Origin of the sequence: Pseudomonas orientalis (assembly GCF_001439815.1) — a bacterium.
GTDB lineage: Bacteria > Pseudomonadota > Gammaproteobacteria > Pseudomonadales > Pseudomonadaceae > Aquipseudomonas > Aquipseudomonas orientalis.
Window position 1 is genome coordinate 1 of sequence record NZ_JYLM01000014.1, and the last position, 21179, is coordinate 21179.

A 21179-nucleotide genomic window follows, 5' to 3' on the forward strand; every position below is an offset into this window, starting at 1 on the left:
GGCACACCGAGCCTAAGCGAGGTGCCGAGTGGTGGGGCAAGAGCGTTTTGCTTACTTTTGCGCTTTTCAAAAGTGAGCCGCCGTAAGGGCGGAACCCTAAGCAGCCGTTACCGCAGAAACGGATATGTACTCGGTCTGATCCGGCATCCTGGTCGGCCCAGAGGCCGCCATCGGGGGCAAGCCCCCTCCCACACTCGACCGAGTTCTTTGGGCCAACTCGGTCAAATGTGAGAGGGGCGGCTCGGCTTGCCCCCGATGCACGTTACTCGGTCTCATTCAATCGCCCATAAAAAAGCCCCGAACCAGTCGGGGCTTTTCATCGGTCAAGCGTCAGGCCTTACTTGCCCTGCCAGCGTTTCAGCACCAGGGTGGCGTTGGTGCCACCAAAGCCGAAGCTGTTGCTCATCACGGTGTCGATTTTCACATCTTCAACGGTCTTAGTCAGGATCGGCATATCGGCGACGACCGGGTCGATCTCGTCGATGTTGGCCGAGCCGGCCATGAAGTTGCCTTCCATCATCAACAGGCAGTAGATCGCTTCGTGAACGCCGGCGGCGCCCAGGGAGTGACCCGACAGGCTCTTGGTGGAGCTGATTTTCGGCGCGTTGTCACCGAATACCGCACGCACGCCTTCCATCTCCTTGGCATCGCCCACCGGCGTCGAAGTGCCATGGGTGTTCAGGTAATCGATCGGGGTGTCCACGGTGGACATGGCCATCTGCATGCAACGGATGGCGCCTTCACCGCTTGGCGCAACCATGTCGTAGCCGTCGGACGTGGCGCCGTAGCCGACGATTTCCGCGTAGATCTTCGCGCCACGGGCCAGGGCGTGTTCCAGCTCCTCGACCACCACCATGCCGCCACCGCCGGCGATGACGAAACCGTCACGCTTGGCGTCGTAGGCGCGGGAGGCCTTTTCCGGGGTTTCGTTGTACTGGGTAGACAGCGCGCCCATGGCGTCGAACAGGAACGACTGGCTCCAATGTTCTTCTTCACCGCCGCCGGCGAATACGATGTCCTGCTTGCCCAGCTGGATCTGCTCAACGGCCGTCCCGATGCAATGGGCGCTGGTGGCGCAGGCGGAGGAGATCGAGTAGTTCACACCCTTGATCGCGAACGGCGTGGCGAGGCAGGCGGAAACGGTGCTGCCCATGGTCCGCGTTACACGGTACGGGCCAACGCGTTTCACGCCTTTTTCGCGCAGGATGTCCAGCGCTTCCATCTGGTTCAAGGTGGATGCGCCGCCGGAGCCGGCAATCAGGCCGGTACGTACGTTAGACACCTGGTCGTCGCTCAGGCCGGAGTCGGCGATCGCGTCTTTCATGGCCAGGTAGGCATAGGCGGCAGCGTGGCCGACGAAGCGATAGATCTTGCGATCGATCAACTCTTCGAGGGGCAGGTCAATGGAGCCGGAAACCTGGCTACGCAGACCCATTTCGGCATATTCCGGGTTGAAGCGGATGCCAGGGCGACTTGCACGCAGGTTAGCGGTGACGGTCTCTTTGTCATTGCCCAGGCAAGAAACGATGCCCAGACCAGTGATAACGACGCGGCGCATGCGGATAACCCTTAAAAGTTGTCAGTGGAAGTGAATACGCCGACCCGAAGGCCTTCGGCAGTATAGATCTCGCGACCGTCGACAGTCACCGAACCGTCGGCGATGGCCAGGTTCAGCTTGCCCTTGAGGACGCGTTTGATTTGAATGTTGTAAGTGACTTTCTTGGCGGTCGGCAGGACCTGGCCAAAGAACTTCACTTCGCCCGAACCCAGGGCGCGACCGCGACCCGGCAGGCCTTGCCAGCCCAGGTAGAAGCCGACCAGTTGCCACATGGCATCGAGGCCCAGGCAGCCCGGCATTACCGGGTCGCCTTCGAAGTGGCAAGCGAAGAACCACAGGTCGGGGGTGATATCCAGCTCGGCGACCAATTCACCTTTGCCGTACTTGCCACCTTCTTCGCTGATATGGGTGATGCGATCCACCATCAGCATGTTCGGGGCGGGCAGTTGCGCGTTACCTGGGCCGAACAGCTCACCGCGACTGCAGCGCAGCAGGTCTTCCCGAGTAAAGGCGTTTTGTTTGGTCATGCGAGCTCCTCAATAATCCCATGCGGCAGGGCAGGGCAAATCTTCCCGAACCGAATGAAGCGTTCATGCCTCATAGCGGCAGCCTACACATAGACTATTGCGTTGTAGTGAAAGTCACAGCGTCAAGGTACTCAATGTACACTTGTTCACTGAAATATTAAACCGGACCTGTTTATCGGCCCGTTCGGGTGCCTAAGACTGCCGCACTTTCGTCTTCCACGCCAGTCGGACTTGGCTGAGCCACGTCAGCTAATGCACCCAGCGCTGGAGGATTTGCTGCAAATCCGTGCGTTTGAACGGTTTGGCCAGGTAATCGTTCATTCCGGCGGCCAGGCAGGCTTCGCGGTCGCCCTGCAAGGCGTTGGCGGTCAGGGCGATAATCGGCAAGTCAGTGCAGCCCGGCAGTTGGCGAATTTGCCGAGTGGCCTCGTAGCCGTCGATCAATGGCAGGCGGCAGTCCATCAGGATCGCGGTGAAGATCAGGCTCTCGGCGCTGCGGATCGCCTCGGCGCCATCGGTGGCCAGGCTGACCTCGAAACCCAGGCTGCGCAGCATGGCTTCGACCACGGTACGGTTAACCGGGTTGTCTTCCACCAGCAGTATGTGCCGCCCGTCGCCAGCACTGGGTTTACCCACCGCGTCCGGGGCGATGGCAGGCAGGCTTTGTTGGTCGATGGCCAGCGGAATTTCCAGGGTGAACATCGAGCCGCGGCCTTCTTCGCTTTGGGCGCGCAAAGTACCGCCCATGCGTTCGGCCAGGGTGCGGGCGATCGGCAGGCCGAGGCCGGTGCCTCCGTAACGTCTTGAAATAGAGCTGTCGGCCTGCTGGAACGCGTCGAACATCAATTCCAGGCGCTCGGCGCAAATACCGATACCACTGTCGCGCACGGTGCAGGTGAACCACACCAGTTCATGGTCCAGGGTTTGCCAGTGGGGCTCCACGTGCACGGTACCATGCTCGGTGAACTTCAAGGCGTTGCCGATCAGGTTCACCAGGATCTGCCGGATACGCGTCGGGTCACCGCGCACCCGCAGGGCGTTCATGCCCGATGGCGTCGACAGTTCCAGGGCCAGCCCGCGCTGCTGCGCACTGTGCTGGAACGCTTGGGCGCAACTGCCGATCAGGTCGGCCAGGTTGAAGGAAATATGTTCCAGCTCCAGCGCGGCCCGTTCGATACGCGAGAAGTCGAGGATGTCATTGATCACCTTGAGCAGGTGTTCGGTGGACTCGGAGGCCAGCGCCGCGTACTCGGCCTGCTCTTCGGTCATCTCGGTGGTTTCCAGCAGTTGCAGCATGCCCAGCACACCATTCATCGGCGTGCGCAGTTCATGGCTCATCATCGCCAGGAATTCCGACTTGGCATTGTTCGCGCGCTCGGCTTCTTCGCGGGTCTGGATCAACTGGGCCATGGCCTGCTGTTGCTCACGGCTGGCCTGGTTGAGGCCCGCGGCCAGGTTGTTGATGTGGCGTGCCAGGTCGCCCAGTTCGGAGTCGTCGACAATCGGCAGCGGTGTCGTGTAATCGCCCTGCTGGATGGCCTTCACCGCGTGGCCCATGGCGCTGATCGGCTGCGACAGGCTGGCGGCCAGGCGCCGGGCCAGCAGGAAGGTAAACAGCAGCGCGAACAGCGCCAGGATGCCGGCCTTGAACAGGATTTCCTGCTGACGCTGGCTGAACGCGTCATTGGACATGCCTACGATCACCCGGCCCAGGTAGTCGGCTCGCGGCGCCTTGGGTTCGTTGAGGTTGTCCTGGAAAAAGTCATTGCCCAGCTGAATATGCTGCAAGCGGATCGGTGCCTGGAACACCTTCACCGACAGTGAGCGGTCGTGCTTCTCCGACGGCTGCTCGACGTACACCAGAATGTTCTCGGCGCTGTCCTGAATCTCCAGGAAGCGCACGTGGGGGGTGGCCAGCGTCGCGCGCAGCAAGGCGTCGAGCACGTCGTTGTTACCGGAAATAACGCCGTACTCGGTGGCAGGCGCCAGTTGGTTGGCGATCAACTGGCCAGTGTGGTCCAGCTCCTGGCGCAAGTCCTGGATACGCACGAAGGTAAAGAAGCTGATCAACAGCAAGGTCAGCAACAGCGCAGGTCCCAAAGTGATGAGTTGGGTACGGGTGTTAATGTCCCAGCGACGGCGCAAGGTCATGGGCGTTGATCTCCTTCGGCCAGTCGGGCGGCGACGCCAGCTTCGTCGACCTGTTCGATGCCCAGTGAGCGTGCGACTTGCGGATTGCCCGCCACTTTGAAGTGTTGCGGATAAAGCGTGCGTGGCCAGTTGGCCGGCGGGTGGTCCAGCAGGCGATCGAGTACGGCGAGCCAGTCGGGCTGGTCGCTATAGGTGCTGGCCAGGCCGCCGGCCCGGACAAACCCGGCGTTGGGCCCGACCAGCGGCAATTGCTGGGCATAGCTGCTCAGCAACAGGTTCTTGGCGGTTTTAGGGTTGTACAGTTGCGGGTCGTCCAGGCCCAGCAGCACATCACTGTTCTTGAACAGGGCTTGCAGGGGGCGGCTATCGTTGGTGTTGTCCCAGCGTTGGGGCACGATTTCCAGGCCCAATGGCGCGGCGTACCGGCCGAGCTCAGGCAGCAGGAATTCGCTGTCGGCGCCATAAAGCACGCCGATGCGCCGGGCCTGGGGCAAGATGCTGGCGATCAGGCGCAACTGGCGCGTCAGCGGCGGGTCGCTCCACAGCAGGCTGATCTTGGCCGGGTGCGCGCTGCCCAGGCGTTGATGGGCTTGCAGGCGGCTGATGCGCAGTACCAGGGTCGGTGGCCCCTGGGCATCGCGCAAGCGCCAGTCGAGGCCGGGCAGGTCCAGCAGGATCAGGCGGGTAGTGGCGGGCAACTGGCTCGGCGCCGGCAACTCTTCAAGCAGGGTGAAGGTGACGTGGTCTTCGGGGCGCTGCTCGGCGAGGGCCCGGGTAAAGCCCCGGACACCGGCACTGTCCTCGGCGGCGGTCAGCAGGATATCGGCGCTCCACGCGGGAGTGGTGAACAGCAGGCACGCCAGCAGCAAGCCGCGTCGCCACAGCCGTGAAACAAAAGGGAGGGTCATCCGTGACGGGGCGCCCATGTCAGAACTCTAGCTGCGCGCTGAAGTAGAGCACATGGCGATGGTCGTAATTATTGTCAGGCCAGGTGGTCGGCTGGTTGTCGAGGCGTTGTTGCAGCATGCCGGCCAGCTCCACGTTGGTTTTGCCCAGGGCAATGCGCTTGGCCACGCGCAGGTCGACCCGTTCGAAGCGATAGTCGTTGAGTGCGTCGTCACCGTAATAGAACAAGGCGCTCGACCAGCCGTGGCCCCATTCGCGCAACCAGCCGGCCGAGCCGCTGTTGCGTGCGGTCTGCGCCTTGTCCAGCGGGTTGCTGGCGCTCGCATCGACGTAAGCGTAGGTCAGGCGCAGGCGGTCGGCGTCGCTGACGCGCCAGTCGAACTGTGATTCGGCACCGGTAAAGCGCGAGCTGTTGGCGTTGCTGGCGATATATTGGTTGTTGCGCAACGGCGAGCTGATCATGTCGGTGATTTCGTCGTAGAAGAGCTTCACGTCGACATTCAACCCGAGGTCGGCAAAGAAGCCGTTGTAGCCCAGTTCACGCGAGCGCATCAACTCTTTATCGAGATTGCCCGGGCCGCGTGTCACCACAAAATATTGCCCGGAATTCTGCCCGTAGACCGGCGAGCTGAGGTTGGTGACGCGATAGCTCCAGTTGACGTTGTTCTCGAACATGTCCGGCGAACGGATTGCCTCGGAGTACACCGCCCGCAGGCCGTGGCGCGGGTTGATCAGATAGTTGACCGCCACGCGGGGTGTCAGCGAGTTGCCGCTCAAGCGGGTGTCTTCGTACATCGCGCCGCCCTGCAGCAGCCAGTGTTCGCTGGCCCGCCATTCCAGGTGCCCGAACAGGCGCCAGGTGGTGTCGTCCAGCGTGCCGTTGAAGTAGGTGTCGGAGTCGGCGCGGTCGTAGCGGTAATTCATCCCGCTGACCAGGCGCAGGCTGTCGGAGAGGCTGAGGGTGTCCTGCAGCTCCACGTCGTAGCGGCTTTCCCGGGTGCTTTGGTCGATATCGCCGCACACGCTCTGGTTGGCGCCGTTGCGCCACTGGTCCAGTACCTGGTTACCCAATGCCTGTTCGGCGGCGCTGCCGGGTGGGGCGCTGCCTTGGCTGAATCTATCCATGTGCCGCGCCAGCTGTTCGGCGTAGTTGGGGTTGAGTTGCCACAACCGGGTCAATTCGGGGCTGAACGACACCTTGGCGTCACAGGCTTTCCAGATCTGGCGGCGGTCCCATTGCTGGGCCGAGCCCTGGATATACAGGCTGTGTTCCGGGTTGAAATCGAAGTTCCAGCGCATCGAACCTGCATAGTCCTTTGCGGTGGCGTCGGAACTGGTACCGCCCTCGGTGATCCCGGCAAATACCGGAGTGTAGGTGTAGGGGCGCTGATTGGTCCCCTCCTTGGCATCCAGCTGCCAGTCGATGCTCTGTTGCGCATTCAAGGTCTGGCTGACGGCCAGGCTGAAACGGCTGAGGCGACGGCTGTCGCGGCGGTCGGCGCCGATGGCATCGCGGTCAAAACCGTCGTCCTGCTGCCCTGACAGCGACAGGCGCAGATCGCCGGTGTCCCACCCCACGCCCTGGCTGGCATAGACATCGTTGATCCCGCGTTCACCCCGGATGACCTTCAGTCGCGTGCCCTGGCTGTTGGCCGGTGAGCGGGTGAGGATATTGACCACCGCCATCAGCGCGTTGGCGCCGTAGCTGACGGTGTTGGGGCCACGAAACACCTCGATACGCTCAATGTCTTCCATGGCCACCGGAATATCGCTCCAATCCACCGTGGCCAGGCCGGCGCGGTACACCGAGCGTCCGTCGATCAGGACCTGCATGCGCCGTGCATCGCTGGCGCTGGTGCCGTGGTAGTTCACCGCCGCCTGGTTGCCGGTGGTGTAGCCGACCATCATCCCGGGCACCAGGCGTAACAGCTCGGCAATGTCACGCGCGCCGCTGGCCTTGATCAACTCGCTGTCGATCACGGTCATGCTGCCGGGTACGGCAGCGGCCGATTGCTTGAGGCGGGTGGCGGTCAACACCTGCGGCAGCGGCTGGCTGTCGAGGAACAGGTCGTCAGCCGACGCACTGGCACTGCACGCGAGCACCAGGGGCAGCATCAATAGCAGGGATGAGCGGGGAGGAGGGCCCGGATACACGGCACGGCCTTGATAATTACGAATAGCCGCCCATGTTAACTGAGGTCGTGCCGTTTGCCAGTCGTGAGACTTGCAATTACTTCACTCAAGTGTGGCATTTTCCGACAAGCGCACGAATTCACGCGGGGGCTGGCCGCAAGCGGGTCGCCCCGTATAATGCCGCCATCGCCACTGGTATGGATTAACGGATTGCATATGACTGAACAGCGCCCTATTGCGGTCCTGGGAGGCGGAAGTTTTGGTACCGCCGTGGCTAATCTGCTGGCTGAGAACGGCCACGCGGTGCGTCAGTGGATGCGCGATCCCGAGCAGGCCGAGGCCATTCGCGTGCACCGGGAAAATCCGCGTTACCTCAAAGGCATCAAGATTCACCCGGCGGTCGAGCCCGTTACCGACCTGCTGGCCACCCTCACGGACTGCGACCTGTGCTTCGTCGCGCTGCCCTCCAGCGCTTTGCGCTCGGTGCTGGCGCCTCACGCCGAACGTCTGGCGGGCAAGCTGCTGGTCAGCCTGACCAAGGGCATCGAGGCGCAGACGTTCAAGCTGATGAGCGAAATCCTCGAAGAGATCGCCCCCCAGGCGCGTATTGGCGTGCTGTCCGGGCCGAACCTGGCGCGGGAAGTGGCCGAGCATGCGCTGACCGCCACGGTGATCGCCAGTGAAGACGAGCAACTGTGCGAGCGCGTCCAGGCGGTGCTGCATGGCCGCACCTTCCGCGTCTATGCCAGTGGCGACCGCTTCGGCGTCGAGCTGGGCGGTGCGTTGAAGAACGTCTATGCGATCATCGCCGGCATGGCCGTGGCGCTGGGGATGGGCGAAAACACCAAGAGCATGCTGATTACCCGCGCCCTGGCCGAAATGACCCGTTTCGCCGTGAATCAGGGCGCCAACCCGATGACGTTCCTGGGCCTGGCGGGCGTCGGCGATCTGATCGTCACCTGCTCGTCGCCCAAAAGCCGTAACTATCAGGTCGGTTTCGCACTGGGCCAGGGGTTGAGCCTGGAAGAGGCGGTGACACGCCTGGGCGAAGTGGCCGAAGGGGTCAACACCCTCAAAGTGCTGAAGGCCAAGGCCCAGGAAGTCGGTGTGTATATGCCGCTGGTTGCCGGGCTGCACGCGATCCTGTTTGAGGGGCGCACCTTGAGCCAGGTCATCGAGCTACTGATGCGCGCCGAGCCGAAGACCGATGTCGACTTTATTTCCACCAGCGGTTTCAACTGAGGAACGCGCCATGAACGATTCGAAAGCAAGTCCCAAGTATGAGTCCATTGTGCTGCGCATTCTGTGGATGCTGGTATTTGCCCTGGTGTGGCAGGTGGCGCAGTTCCTGCTCGGCGCGCTGGTGATTGTGCAGCTGATTTACCGACTGATCTACGGCGCGCCGAACCTGAGCCTGATGAACTTCGGCGACTGCCTCAGCCAGTTCCTGGCGCAGATCGGTCGCTTCGGCAGCTTTCACACCGAGCAAAAACCCTGGCCGTTTGCCGATTGGCCAACCCCGCGTGCACCGGAAGGCGAAGCCCCTCATAGCGTGCCGCCAGCACCGCACCCGGTGCGTGATGAAGAGCCCAAGCTATGAAACTGTGGATCCTGCGCCACGGTGAAGCCCAGGCGCACGCCCGCACCGACGCCGAGCGCAACCTGACCGAGCACGGCCGGGCCGAAGTGTTGCGCAGCGCTGCGCAGCTGATCGGCCAGCCGCTCAGCGCCATCATCGCCAGCCCCTATGTAAGGGCGCAGCAGACCGCGCACCTGGTGCGCAAGGCGCTGGGCTTTGAGCCTGACATTCGCACGGTGCCGTGGCTGACGCCGGAGGGCAATCCGTTGCAGGTGCTGGAAAACCTCGACAGCGATGACAACGTGCTGCTGGTCAGCCACCAGCCGTTGGTGGGCAGCCTGATCAGCGTTGCGCAGCATGGTCATCAGCGTCAGCCAGAACCGATGCACACCGCCAGCCTGGCGGAGCTGGAAGGGGATTTCCCGCTGGCGGGGCTGATGAGCCTGGTCAGTGTGAAAAATCCATAGGCTATATCTGTTTTGTGGCAGGATTAGGGTCGTAATAAAACCAATAAGGACACCCGTATGAGCCTGTGGCGCACGCAACCGAATATCGAACACCTCAACGCGAGTCAGAAAAACACCATCGGTGAATTGCTGGATATTCGCTTCGAAAGCTTCGACGACGAGTCCCTCACCGCCAGTATGGCGGTTGACCACCGTACCCATCAGCCCTACGGCCTGCTGCATGGCGGCGCGTCCGTGGTGCTGGCCGAAAGCGTAGGCTCCATGGCGGCCTATCTGTGCGTCGATGCCAGTAAATTCTATTGCGTGGGCCTGGAGGTCAACGCCAATCACCTGCGCGGTGTGCGCAGCGGGCGAGTCACGGCGGTAGCCAAAGCCATACATATCGGTCGCACGACCCAAGTGTGGGACATCCGCCTGACCAACGACGAGGGCAAGGCCAGTTGCATATCGCGCCTGACCGTGGCCGTGGTGCCGCTGGGCGAGCAGCCGCCGGCGCGATAGGCATGGCGTGAGTGTCATCATTCCTGGCGGTTACGGTCATTGCCGTAAGGGCCAGGCATGGTGACAATCGAGGTCTGTTCCTGTCGAGCGAGCCGTTATGTCGCAGCATGTGTTTTTCGCCCACGCCAATGGCTTTCCGTCGGCCACCTACGGCAAGTTGTTCGACGCCCTTGCCCCCGAGTATGCAGTGGCGCATCTGCCGCAGCACGGCCATGACCCCAGGTTTCCGGTGGACGATAACTGGCAGAACCTGGTGGATGAACTGATCCATCATCTGCAGCAGCAACCGGAGCCGGTATGGGGCGTCGGCCATTCACTGGGCGGAGTGTTGCATTTGCATGCCGCGATGCGCTGTCCGCAGCTGTACCGTGGGGTGGTGATGCTGGACTCGCCGGTGCTGACCCGCGCGGATCGCTGGGTGATTCGCGCCGCCAAACGCTTTGGCTTCATCGACCGCCTGACCCCGGCCGGACGCACCCTCGGCCGCCGTGAGGAATTCAGCGACCTGGACGCCGCGCGCGCTTACTTCGCCGACAAGACTCTGTTTCGTGGCTTTGACCCCGAGTGCTTCGAGGCGTATCTGCAACATGGCCTGCTGCAAGTGGGCGACCGCCTGCGCTTGCGTTTCGACCCGGCGACCGAAATCAGCATCTATCGCGGCGTGCCTCACACCAGCCCCGGCCAGGTGCGCCAGTTGAAAGTGCCGCTGGCGGTGGTGCGTGGCCGTCAGAGCCGAGTGGTGATGCGCCATCATGTCAGTGGCGTAGGTCGCCTGCCCATGGGTGAAATGCTCACCATGCCCGGCGGCCATATGTTCCCCCTTGAGCGACCCCAGGACACTGCCATTTTGATCAAGCATCTGTTTGCCCGATGGCAGGCCCGTGAGCGCAGCTGCGCATGAGCACGCCCGTGGAAGAAGTACGCCTGAGCCTGCCGCACATCGAGCTGGCCGCGCATCTGTTCGGGCCGGAAGACGGTTTGCCGGTGATTGCCCTGCATGGTTGGCTGGACAACGCCAACAGCTTTGCGCGCCTGGCGCCGAAGCTTCCGGGTTTACGCATCGTCGCGCTGGATATGGCCGGCCACGGGCACTCGGCACATCGTCCGGCAGGGGCCGGTTATGCCTTGTGGGATTACGTGCACGATGTACTGCAAGTGGCTGAGCAACTGGGCTGGCAACGTTTTGCATTACTTGGCCATTCCCTGGGCGCCATCGTTTCCCTGGTGCTGGCCGGCGCGTTACCGGAGCGCATAACGCACCTGGGGTTGATCGACGGGGTGATCCCGCCGACCGCCAGTGGCGAGAACGCAGCCGAGCGGCTGGGCATGGCCTTGCAGGCGCAGCTGACCCTGCAAGGCAAGCGCAAGCCGGTGTATGCCAGCCTGGACCGGGCGGTCGAGGCACGCATGCATGGCCTCGTCGCGGTCAGTCGCGAAGCTGCCGAACTGCTGGCCCAGCGCGGTTTGATGCCGGTGCCGGGTGGCTATACCTGGCGCAGCGACAGCCGCCTGACCCTGCCATCACCGATGCGTCTGACCAATGAACAAGCCATGGCTTTCATACGACGAGTGGGCTGCCCTACGCAGTTGGTGGTAGCGGCTGACGGTATGGTGGCGAAACATCCTGAATTGCTTTCACAGCTGCCCTTCACCGTGACGACGCTGCCGGGTGGTCATCATTTGCACCTGAATGACGAGCCCGGTGCGGTGCTTGTTGCAGACTGTTTCAATCGGTTCTTCTCCGCGCCTTGACTTGGCGCGGTCAACTGCCGAGGCTGGGCGGATTGAAAGGGAGTTAACCATGCACCATCTTCAAACTGCTGCGACCCTCCATGGCCACGGCTCATTGATCCGATGAGCCTGGGTAAAGGATGTCTACGTGCCCTTGGGCTGTGCTGTTTCAGCCCGCTCGTGTTCGCCGCCGATGTGCCGGGAAGCCAGGACTTGCCGGCCGTTGCCCGCCAAGTGGACGCGCAGATCGTCGATTACCGCCCCGCTGAAGACCGCGAACGCATCTACCCCATGGGCGCCATCCGCAAGATCAGCGGCCAATTGCGCTCGGAAAGCCAGGCCACCGCACGCGGTCAGACCACCGCGATCACGTACGAGCTGCCTGCCGAACACAGCTCCAGCGCCGCCTTTACCGCCACCCGCGAAGCCTTGCAGGCCAAGGGTGCGCAGTTGCTGTTCTGGTGCCAGGCCCGCGACTGTGGTGAAAGCAGCCTGTGGGCCAACGAAGTATTCGGCAACGCCAAGCTGGTAGGGGCCGATGGCCAGCAGGAATACCTGCTTTTGCGTCTGGCGGCCCCGCAGGACAACTCGCTGGTGGCGCTGTACGGCATCACTCGTGGCAATCGCCGCGCTTATCTGCATGTAGAGCAGATGGACGCCGGCACGCCGCTGGGTAATCTTCTCCCCACCTCGGCGACGCTGTTGCGTGAGTTGAAAAGTACCGGCGAGCTGGACTTTCCTGCGCTCGGCGCCGAGCCTGACGATACGTGGCTGACGTTGATCTCCAGGGGGCTGAACCTGGACACCACCTTGCGCGTCAGTCTGTCCGGCCCCAACGCCGAAGCCTGGCGTCAGGGGCTGATCGACAATGGTGTGCGCGCCGCACGCCTGGAAAACAGCCCGGGTGACGCCGAGGGCCTGCACGTGCGTCTGATACGCTAACCTCACAAGGCGAACGGACCCGCGCCGTTCGCCTAAGCTGTCTTCTACCGACTCTTTTCGAGATACTCGATGCTCAATAACGATCGCCTGCTGGTGCAAATCCTGCTGCTGGTGCTGTTTGGTGCCAGCTTCTGGGTCATGGCGCCGTTCTGGTCGGCGCTGTTCTGGGGCGCGGTGCTGGCATTCGCGAGCTGGCCGCTGATGGTACTGCTGACACGCGGGCTGGGCGGTCGCGAGTCGCTGGCGGCCGGCATCCTCACGTTGGGCTGGATGTTGCTGGTGGCGCTGCCGCTGGTGTGGCTGGGGTTCAACCTGGCGGACCATGTGCGCGATGCCGTCGTGCTGATCAAGGATATCCAGGTCGACGGCCTGCCCAATGCGCCCGCCTGGCTGGGCTCGATCCCGGTTATCGGCGAGCGGCTGGTGGCGACTTGGGACAGCATTGACCAGCAGGGCGCGGCGCTGATGCTCAGCATCAAGCCGTACCTCGGCCAGGTCGGCAACTGGTTGCTGGCGCGCAGTGCGCAGATCGGCGGCGGTATCCTCGAACTGACCTTGAGCCTGGTCTTTGTGTTCTTTTTCTACCGCGACGGGCCGCGCCTGGCGATGTTCGTGCATCGGCTGCTTGAGCGCCTGATCGGCGACCGCGCCGGTTACTACATCGAACTGGTGGCCGGTACGGTGCAACGGGTGGTCAACGGGGTGATCGGCACGGCTGCGGCCCAGGCGGTGCTGGCGCTGATCGGTTTCCTGATCGCCGGGGTGCCCGGTGCGTTGCTGCTGGGCGGCGTGACGTTCCTGCTCAGCCTGATTCCCATGGGCCCGCCGCTGGTGTGGATCCCGGCCACGGCCTGGCTGGCGTGGAAGGGTGACTACACCTACGCGGTGTTCCTCGGCGTGTGGGGTACCTTCATCATCAGCGGTGTCGACAACGTGCTCAAGCCTTACCTGATCAGCCGTGGCGGCAACCTGCCGCTGGTGATCGTGTTGCTGGGGGTATTCGGCGGCTTGATCGCGTTCGGTTTTATCGGCCTGTTTATCGGCCCGACCTTGCTCGCGGTGGCCTACAGCCTGTTGACTGACTGGAGCGCGACCCAGGCCCAGGCGCGACGCGAAGACAAGCCGCTTTAAGCCCTGGGCAGCCACATCACTGCGGTCAATCCGCCGCCTGACGTGTCTTCCAGGCTCAGGTGGCCGCCGAGCCGCTCGACCGCTTCCCTGGCGATCGTCATGCCCAGGCCGACGCCGCCGGAATTACGGTTGCGTGAGCCTTCCAGGCGAAAGAACGGTTCGAACACCGCTTCGCGCTTGTCGGCGGCGATGCCGGGGCCGTGGTCGATCACCCGGATCACCAGCGCCCCAGGGCTGTCCGCCAGTTCCACACGGGCGGAACCGGCATAGCGCAGGGCATTGTCGATCAGGTTGTTGAGGCACGAACGCAACGCCATCGGCTGCACCTGCAAGGGCGCGCAGGTGCCGCCGACCTGCACATCGCTGCCCTGGTCCTGGGCGTTTTCGCTGAGCGATTCCACCAGCGCCTGCACGTCGAGCCAGTGGCGGGTCTCGCTGGTGCGCTGTTCGTGCAGGTAGCTCAAGGTGGCGTCGAGCATGCCGATCATGTCGTCCAGGTCCTGGCGCATCTGACCTTGCAACCGGATGTCTTCGATCTGTTCCAGGCGCAGCTTGAGCCGCGACAGCGGGGTGCGCAGGTCATGGGAGACCGCCCCGAGCATGCGCGCGCGCTGGCTGACTTGTTCGCGGATGCGCCTTTGCATCAGGTTGAAGGTTGATGCAGCCAGCCGCGCCTCGCGAGGTCCGGACTCCTCGAGGGGCGGGCTGTCCAGGTCAAGGCTTAAACGCTCGGCCGCCGCGCTCAGGCGCTGGATCGGCCGGCTCAACAGCTTGGCGCCATACCACGCGGCGATGATCAACGAGATGAATTGAAACGTCAGCGGCACTACCGGGCCACCGAACCAGGGGCGATGCTGCTTGACCAGCGGTTTCATCGAGCCATCCGGCTGCTCGACGAAGGTTTCCTGCGGCGGCGGCGGCGGAGGGCCGTAATGATGGAACCAGAAGAACGCCAGCAGATGCGCCAGCACAATCGCCACCAGCAACACGCCGAACAGCCGCCCGAACAACGTATTGAAAGTGGCGCGCATCAGCCGATATCCCGCGCGTCGAACAGGTAGCCTTCGCCGCGTACCGTCTTGATCAATTGCGGGGCCTTGGGGTCGTCTCCCAGTTTCTGGCGCAGGCGCGAGACCAGCAAATCAATGCTGCGGTCGAAGGCTTCGATGGAGCGACCGCGGGCCGCATCCAGCAATTGCTCGCGGCTCAATACGCGGCGCGGACGCTCGATGAACACCCACAGCAGGCGGAACTCGGCGTTGGACAGCGGCACCACCAGGCCGTTGTCGGCCACCAGTTGGCGCAACACGCTGTTCAGACGCCAGCTGTCGAAGCGGATGTTGGCGCGCTGCTCGGTGCGGTCATCGCGCACCCGGCGCAGGATGGTCTGGATACGGGCCACCAGTTCGCGCGGTTCGAACGGTTTGGACATATAGTCGTCGGCGCCCAGCTCCAGGCCGATAATACGGTCGGTGGGTTCGCAGCGAGCGGTGAGCATCAGGATCGGAATGTCCGATTCAGCCCGCAGCCAGCGGCACAGGGTGAGGCCGTCTTCGCCCGGCAGCATCAGGTCGAGCACCACCACATCGAAGGTTTCGGCTTGCATGGCCAGGCGCATCGCCGCGCCGTCGGTCACACCCGTGGCGAGAATATTGAAGCGCGCCAGGTAATCGATCAGCAATTCACGAATTGGCACATCGTCATCGACGATCAGTGCGCGAGTGTTCCAGCGCTTGTCGTCGGCGATCACCGCGCCTGGGTGCTCGTCGTTTACCGGGACGGGAGGAGTATGCATAGTGCGATCATCTGCCTGATTGTTACGGTCAGCATAGGCGCCCAGCCCCATGGCTGGAAGTGCTGGACGGTCGGTCATGCGGCGAGGCTAGCGGTGGGGCGTGTTGGGCGCATGTCATGAATGTATCGGCTTTGAAACAATGGCTGCAAACCCGCGCCGATCCACGCTGAATCAGTATTTACCGATCACCGGATCCCGCAACGGCGCCGCTTGCGCTACAATCCGCGCCGATTTCGACTTGCCTGAGAGCCCATGCCAATGTCCGTCTGCCAGACGCCTATCATCGTCGCCCTGGATTACCCCACCCGTGACGCCGCACTGAAGCTGGCTGACCAGTTGGACCCCGCGCTTTGCCGGGTCAAGGTCGGCAAGGAACTGTTCACCAGTTGCGCGGCGGAAATCGTCGGCACCCTGCGTGACAGAGGCTTCGAAGTGTTCCTCGACCTGAAATTCCACGATATCCCCAATACCACCGCCATGGCGGTCAAGGCTGCGGCCGAGATGGGCGTGTGGATGGTCAATGTGCATTGTTCCGGTGGCCTGCGCATGATGAGCGCCTGCCGTGAAGTGCTGGAGCAGCGCAGCGGGCCGAAACCGCTGCTGATCGGCGTGACCGTGCTGACCAGCATGGAACGCGAAGACCTGGCCGGTATCGGCCTGGACATCGAGCCGCAGGAGCAGGTGTTGCGCCTGGCCGCCCTGGCGCAGAAAGCTGGCCTCGACGGCCTGGTGTGCTCGGCATTGGAAGCCCAGGCCCTCAAGACGGCTCACCCGTCGTTGCAACTGGTCACCCCAGGCATTCGTCCGGCGGGCAGCGCTCAGGATGATCAGCGCCGTATTCTGACGCCGCGCCAGGCACTCGATGCCGGTTCTGATTACCTGGTGATCGGCCGTCCGATCAGCCAGGCGGCCGATCCGGCGAAAGCGTTGGCGGCGGTCGTTGCTGAAATCGCCTGATACCCAGGCGGGCACTGAAAAATGTGGGAGGGGGCTTGCCCCCGATGGCGGTGTGCCAGCTGCAGATGAGCTGGCTGACACAATGCCATCGGGGGCAAGCCCCCTCCCACATTTGATCTTCGCTGCTTTGAGCATTTCGTTCGCTTAACTGACTGGCATTAGGGCTTGCCCATCCCACAGCTGTATATGTCGCCCGTCAGCTGACCTTCAGCACCAACTTGCCGAAGTTTTCGCCGTTGAACAGTTTCATCAGCGTTTCCGGGAACGTTTCCAACCCTTCAACGATATCCTCTTTGCTCTTGAGCTTGCCCTGGGCCATCCAACCCGCCATTTCCTGCCCGGCAGCGGCAAAGTTCGCCGCGTGATCCATCACCACAAAACCTTCCATCCGTGCGCGGTTGACCAGCAATGACAGGTAGTTGGCCGGGCCTTTCACGGCTTCCTTGTTGTTGTACTGGCTGATGGCGCCGCAAATCACCACCCGCGCCTTCAGCGCCAGGCGGCTGAGCACCGCGTCGAGAATCTCGCCGCCAACGTTATCGAAGTACACATCCACGCCTTTGGGACATTCACGCTTCAGCGCAGCGGGTACGTCTTCGTGCTTGTAGTCGATGGCGGCGTCGAAGCCCAGCTCGTCGACCAGGAACTTGCACTTGTCGGCGCCCCCGGCGATGCCCACCACGCGGCAACCCTTGAGCTTGGCGATCTGCCCGGCAATGCTGCCGACCGCGCCGGCGGCGCCGGAGATCACCACGGTCTCCCCAGGCTTGGGCGCGCCGGTGTCCAGCAGCGCGAAGTAGGCGGTCATGCCGGTCATGCCCAGCGCGGACAGGTAGCGGGGCAGCGGCGCCAGTTTCGGGTCGACCTTGTAGAAACCGCGCGGCTCGCCGAGGAAATAATCCTGCACGCCCAGGGCGCCGTTGACGTAGTCGCCGACCGCAAAGTCCGGATGGTTGGAGGCAATCACCTTGCCCACGCCCAGTGCACGCATCACGTCGCCAAGGCCCACAGGCGCAATGTAGGACTTGCCCTCATTCATCCAGCCGCGCATGGCGGGATCGAGGGACAGGTACTCGTTGCGCACCAGCACTTGCCGGTCCTGCGGTGTACCCACCGGCACTTCCTGATAAGTGAAGGTGTCCCGCGTGGCCGCTCCGACCGGGCGTTTGGCAAGCAGGAACTGGCGGTTGGTCTGGGCAGTCATGGCGGCAACTCTTTTAGAAATGAAGTATCAGTCATAGACAAGTAACGGTCCGTGAGCAAGGTTGTTCGAGCCAGCGAATGCTTGCCGATAGACCGGGTTGATACTCCACCTTATGGCCTTATCACCAGGACTCATGCTGCGCCAACCGGGCTTCTGATAGTGCTGACGCGGCGCTCCCGTCGTTGGCTAGACTCGCTCCACGGTTATCAATCCCACAGGACATTCCCCCATGAGCATGACGTTTTCCGGCCAGGTCGCCCTCGTGACTGGCGCCGCCGCCGGTATTGGCCGCGCTACTGCGTTGGCGTTTGCCGCCGAAGGCTTGAAAGTGGTGGTGGCCGACCTCGATGTGGCGGGCGGCGAGGGTACTGTGGCGCTGATCCGGCAAGCCGGTGGCCAGGCGTTGTTTGTGCGCTGCAATGTCACCCTGGAGGCGGACGTGCAGCAACTGATGGCACAGACCATTGCCGCCTACGGTCGCCTGGACTATGCCTTCAACAATGCCGGGATCGAGATCGAGAAGGGCAAGTTGGCCGACGGCACGCTGGATGAGTTCGATGCCATCATGGGGGTCAACGTCAAGGGCGTGTGGTTGTGCATGAAGCACCAACTGCCACTGTTACTGGCCCAGGGCGGGGGAGCCATCGTCAACACGGCGTCGGTCGCGGGTTTGGGCGCGGCGCCGAAAATGAGCATTTATGCGGCGTCCAAGCATGCGGTGATCGGCCTGACGAAGTCGGCGGCCATTGAGTACGCGAAGAAGAAAATCCGCGTCAACGCCGTTTGCCCGGCGGTGATCGATACCGACATGTTCCGACGCGCCTACGAAGCTGACCCGCGCAAGGCCGAGTTTGCGGCGGCGATGCACCCGGTCGGGCGCATTGGCAAGGTCGAGGAAATCGCCAGTGCTGTGTTGTACCTGTGCAGCGATGGCGCGGCCTTCACCACCGGCCAGGCCTTGGCGGTGGACGGCGGTGCCACAGCGATTTAAGACTTCACACTGCAACCTGTTTGAAAACGACTGCGGTGTTGTGGGGTGTTTCCATAGCTGGCAAAAAGCCGTGACTGAATATGTATCATGAGGTAAAAAATATAATTAAATCAATGATTTAATAAATTTCGGAGACGGGTTTTTTTGAGCTTCTGTGCTTAACTGTTTGGGTTGAATAACAAACAGTTGAAGTGAGTGGCTCATGGATTTAGGGATTGATCGACAAGCCCCAGTACCGGTGGTGCAGCAAATCATCAGCGCAGTCGCGGGATGGATTCGCAACAATGGGGTGAGCCCCGGCACACGCTTGCCGTCCGTCCGGCAATTGGCCCTCGACAACCTGCTGAGCCAGTCCAGCGTCATCGAGGCATTCGAGCGGATGGCGGCCCAGGGGCTGCTGGCCTCGAAAAACGGCGCCGGGTTCGTGGTGGCGCAGCCCGTGACCCTTCAGGAAAACCCGTGGTACGAAGGCGCCGAACTGGAGTGGGGCAGCTTCACCGACGGCCCTTTGGGCGAGCTTAAACTCGGCTGCGGCTGGCTGCCGGACGTCTGGCGCGAGAGCGATGACATCAACTACGCGATCCGCGAAGTCAGTCGCACCGACACCGCCGGGCTGTTCAACTACAGCACGCCCTTGGGATTGCCGGCCCTGCGTGAACAATTACTCAAGCGTCTGACCCGGATCCACGTGCCCAGCAGCCTGGAGTGCATTCTGACTACCCACGGCGCGAGCCATGCCCTGGACCTGCTCATACGCAGCCTGCTCAAGGCGGGCGATACGGTCGTGGTCGAAACCCCGGGGTACGGCAACCTCTATCGGCAATTGGCCTTTCACGGCGTCACCTTGCTCGAAGTGCCGCGCACGCGCAGCGGCCCGGACATCGAGGTGCTGGAGGCACACCTGCAATGCCATCGTCCCAAGTGCCTGTTCATCAACAGCCTCTATCACAACCCTACCGGCACCAGTCTGTGCCGCGCAGTGGCCGAGCGGCTGCTGGCGCTGGCCTGCAGCCGGGATTTCCTGATCATCGAGGAAGACGTCTACGGCGACCTGCAACATGCCAGTTGCACGCGGTTGTCGGCGTTGCCCCATGAAGACCGCGTCATCTATGTTTCCAGTTTTTCCAAGACGCTGAGCAGTGCCTTGCGCGTGGGCTACCTGAGCGCCAGTGCGGCGATCATCGCCCAACTGGCGCATCTGAAGACCCTGACAGGCATCGGCACGTCGCGTTTTGCCGAAGCGATGGTGGCGACCTTGCTGGCCAACGGCACGTACCGCAAGTGGGTGCAGCGCCTGCGCAAGCGTCTGAATACGCAAATGGCCGCCACCCTGCAGGTGCTGGAGGATGAAGAATGGCAAGTGTTTGCGGTCCCCGCCGGCGGCATGTTCCTGTGGGCGCGACCTGGCGCGCAAAGCCCTTCGTGCGTGCAGGCGTGTGCCCGCCGGCTGGGTGTGTTGTTGACGCCGGGAACGCTGTTCAACCCCAAGGGTGAGTGCAGCGAGTGGCTGCGCATCAACGTGGCCTATGCGGCGGATCAGCGTGCCTTGGCGCTGTTCCGTGCCCTGGGGCCCGCCAGATCGACCTCGACCATTCTGAAAACGACGGGTATGTAGCTTTTTGCCATTATTGTGGCGCCAATGACTTGTGCTCAGTGCCCCGTGGTTGCCAATCTCGCTGCTGGTAAAGCGGGTTTATGGCATAAGCCATTGCGAGAGGACTCAGGTGCAATGATTTCGGGCGCGCAACGATGTTTCGCCAACCTCGGTATGGCGAAAAAACTGGGCTTGGGATTCACCCTGGTGCTGCTGCTGACGGCACTGGTCGCGGCCATTGGCGTAGGGTCCCTGCAAACTGTAGGTCAGCGCTTCGAAGGCCTTAAGCGTATGTCTTCGCTCAACAGTGATCTGCTCAAGGTGCGCCTGATCGAACAGGACTACGCCTTGCACGCCGATCCCAAGTCGGTGGACGCCCTGCACGAAAGTGTCGACGCGCTGACTGCGCTGGCGGTCAGCCTCAAGGACCAGTCCGCCGCCAACGTGCCGGTGATGACCGAGGTGGAGCAGGCCCTGGCCGCCTACCGCAAGGCGTTCGACGAATTTGTCGAGCTGACCCAGGCCAAGGACCTGGCCCTGGAAATGGCCAGCTGGTCGGTGTCCAGCGTGGCCAATAATCTCGATGTGTTGCAGGCCGGCCTGGCGGACGACGGTGCCTATGGCCTGAAGGAAAGCCAGGGCAAGGAAGGCGCCGAGTTTATCGAGCAGGCGGGGCAGGTGAGCCAGGTGTCGCGGTTGATGCTGCAGGCGATGAACGAAGCGCGGCTGCGTTTGGATCAGAGCCGCAAGGCCGACGCGGACGAGGCCGAACAGGGCAGGATCGAACAGGCTGACCAGGCACTGGCTCAGGCCGAGCAACTGAAAACCTCGGTCAAGGACCCCGGTTATCAGACCGTGCTTAATGAAGTGTCCGGGCACATCGCCTCGTTCAGCGAAAAGCTGGGGGAATACACCGGCCTGCTGGCCCAGGAAAAAGTGGTCTACAAACAGTTGCATGATCGCGCCGATCAAGTGGTCAGCCGGGTCACCCAGGCCTATGACGCTGAAGACC

19 protein-coding genes are annotated in these 21179 nt (G+C 62.6%); 11 read left to right on the plus strand and 8 right to left on the minus strand.

Going from position 1 to position 21179, the window contains the following annotated elements; all coding sequences use genetic code 11:
• Positions 1–337: 337 nt before the first annotated feature.
• The 5 genes from fabB to TU82_RS25180 all read right to left on the minus strand — a co-directional run bounded on the left by fabB (position 338) and on the right by TU82_RS25180 (position 7296).
• Positions 338–1558, minus strand: coding sequence for a beta-ketoacyl-ACP synthase I (gene fabB, locus TU82_RS25160; protein WP_057725933.1), 1221 nt, complete (start codon positions 1556–1558; stop codon positions 338–340).
• Between the two features lie 11 nt (positions 1559–1569).
• Positions 1570–2085 carry a 3-hydroxyacyl-[acyl-carrier-protein] dehydratase FabA gene (gene fabA / locus TU82_RS25165; protein WP_003210552.1) on the minus strand — a complete coding sequence of 172 codons (516 nt, stop codon included), beginning with the start codon at positions 2083–2085 and terminating at the stop codon, positions 1570–1572.
• Positions 2086–2334: 249 nt separating this feature from the next.
• On the minus strand, positions 2335–4236 hold the full coding sequence (locus TU82_RS25170; RefSeq protein ID WP_057725934.1) for an ATP-binding protein: 1902 nt from the start codon (positions 4234–4236) through the stop codon (positions 2335–2337).
• Entirely contained in the window at positions 4233–5162 is a 930-nt protein-coding gene (locus TU82_RS25175) for an ABC transporter substrate-binding protein (protein WP_057725935.1), read from the minus strand. Before TU82_RS25175 ends, TU82_RS25170 begins: the two co-directional genes overlap by 4 nt.
• Before the next feature lies 1 nt (position 5163).
• Positions 5164–7296 (minus strand): TonB-dependent receptor plug domain-containing protein, encoded by a 2133-nt coding sequence (locus TU82_RS25180; protein ID WP_082632093.1) that lies wholly within the window; start codon positions 7294–7296, stop codon positions 5164–5166.
• A 195-nt stretch (positions 7297–7491) separates the two neighbouring features.
• Here TU82_RS25180 and TU82_RS25185 point away from each other — a divergent pair, with 195 nt between their 5' ends.
• From TU82_RS25185 to TU82_RS25220, 8 genes are all read left to right on the plus strand, one after another.
• Entirely contained in the window at positions 7492–8517 is a 1026-nt protein-coding gene (locus tag TU82_RS25185) for an NAD(P)H-dependent glycerol-3-phosphate dehydrogenase (RefSeq protein ID WP_057725937.1), read from the plus strand.
• A 10-nt stretch (positions 8518–8527) separates the two neighbouring features.
• Positions 8528–8875 (plus strand): DUF4389 domain-containing protein, encoded by a 348-nt coding sequence (locus TU82_RS25190; protein ID WP_057725938.1) that lies wholly within the window; start codon positions 8528–8530, stop codon positions 8873–8875.
• Positions 8872–9321 carry a phosphohistidine phosphatase SixA gene (gene sixA, locus TU82_RS25195; protein ID WP_057725939.1) on the plus strand — a complete coding sequence of 150 codons (450 nt, stop codon included), beginning with the start codon at positions 8872–8874 and terminating at the stop codon, positions 9319–9321. Before TU82_RS25190 ends, sixA begins: the two co-directional genes overlap by 4 nt.
• A gap of 57 nt (positions 9322–9378) precedes the next feature.
• Entirely contained in the window at positions 9379–9822 is a 444-nt protein-coding gene (locus tag TU82_RS25200) for a hotdog fold thioesterase (protein WP_057725940.1), read from the plus strand.
• Positions 9823–9919: 97 nt separating this feature from the next.
• Positions 9920–10723 carry an alpha/beta fold hydrolase gene (locus tag TU82_RS25205; RefSeq protein WP_057725941.1) on the plus strand — a complete coding sequence of 268 codons (804 nt, stop codon included), beginning with the start codon at positions 9920–9922 and terminating at the stop codon, positions 10721–10723.
• Complete coding sequence (locus TU82_RS25210; RefSeq protein WP_057725942.1) at positions 10720–11574, plus strand: alpha/beta hydrolase; 855 nt, start codon at positions 10720–10722, stop codon at positions 11572–11574. Before TU82_RS25205 ends, TU82_RS25210 begins: the two co-directional genes overlap by 4 nt.
• A 102-nt stretch (positions 11575–11676) precedes the next feature.
• A complete protein-coding gene (locus TU82_RS25215) occupies positions 11677–12495 on the plus strand; it encodes a DUF4892 domain-containing protein (RefSeq protein WP_057725943.1) in 819 nt (272 codons plus the stop codon).
• A 69-nt stretch (positions 12496–12564) separates the two neighbouring features.
• On the plus strand, positions 12565–13626 hold the full coding sequence (locus TU82_RS25220; RefSeq protein WP_057725944.1) for an AI-2E family transporter: 1062 nt from the start codon (positions 12565–12567) through the stop codon (positions 13624–13626).
• Here the strand turns inward: TU82_RS25220 and TU82_RS25225 are convergent.
• Both TU82_RS25225 and TU82_RS25230 read right to left on the minus strand, forming a co-directional pair.
• Positions 13623–14657: a sensor histidine kinase gene (locus TU82_RS25225; RefSeq protein ID WP_057725945.1), complete on the minus strand. Its 1035-nt coding sequence runs from the start codon at positions 14655–14657 to the stop codon at positions 13623–13625. The genes TU82_RS25220 and TU82_RS25225 overlap by 4 nt on opposite strands.
• Entirely contained in the window at positions 14657–15421 is a 765-nt protein-coding gene (locus TU82_RS25230; protein WP_057726025.1) for a response regulator, read from the minus strand. The genes TU82_RS25225 and TU82_RS25230 overlap by 1 nt, the downstream gene beginning before the upstream one ends.
• 258 nt (positions 15422–15679) lie before the next feature.
• Between TU82_RS25230 and pyrF the strand changes: the two genes are divergently transcribed.
• The gene (gene pyrF, locus TU82_RS25235) at positions 15680–16378 is read left to right on the plus strand and encodes an orotidine-5'-phosphate decarboxylase (RefSeq protein WP_057725946.1); all 699 of its coding nucleotides are present in this window, start codon (positions 15680–15682) and stop codon (positions 16376–16378) included.
• Positions 16379–16574: 196 nt separating this feature from the next.
• Here the strand turns inward: pyrF and TU82_RS25240 are convergent, their stop codons facing one another.
• Positions 16575–17582: an NADP-dependent oxidoreductase gene (locus tag TU82_RS25240; protein ID WP_057725947.1), complete on the minus strand. Its 1008-nt coding sequence runs from the start codon at positions 17580–17582 to the stop codon at positions 16575–16577.
• Between the two features lie 229 nt (positions 17583–17811).
• Between TU82_RS25240 and TU82_RS25245 the strand changes: the two genes are divergently transcribed.
• Positions 17812–18573 carry an SDR family oxidoreductase gene (locus TU82_RS25245; RefSeq protein ID WP_057725948.1) on the plus strand — a complete coding sequence of 254 codons (762 nt, stop codon included), beginning with the start codon at positions 17812–17814 and terminating at the stop codon, positions 18571–18573.
• Positions 18574–18775: 202 nt separating this feature from the next.
• Positions 18776–20188 (plus strand): aminotransferase-like domain-containing protein, encoded by a 1413-nt coding sequence (locus TU82_RS25250; RefSeq protein WP_057725949.1) that lies wholly within the window; start codon positions 18776–18778, stop codon positions 20186–20188.
• Positions 20189–21179: the final 991 nt, after the last annotated feature.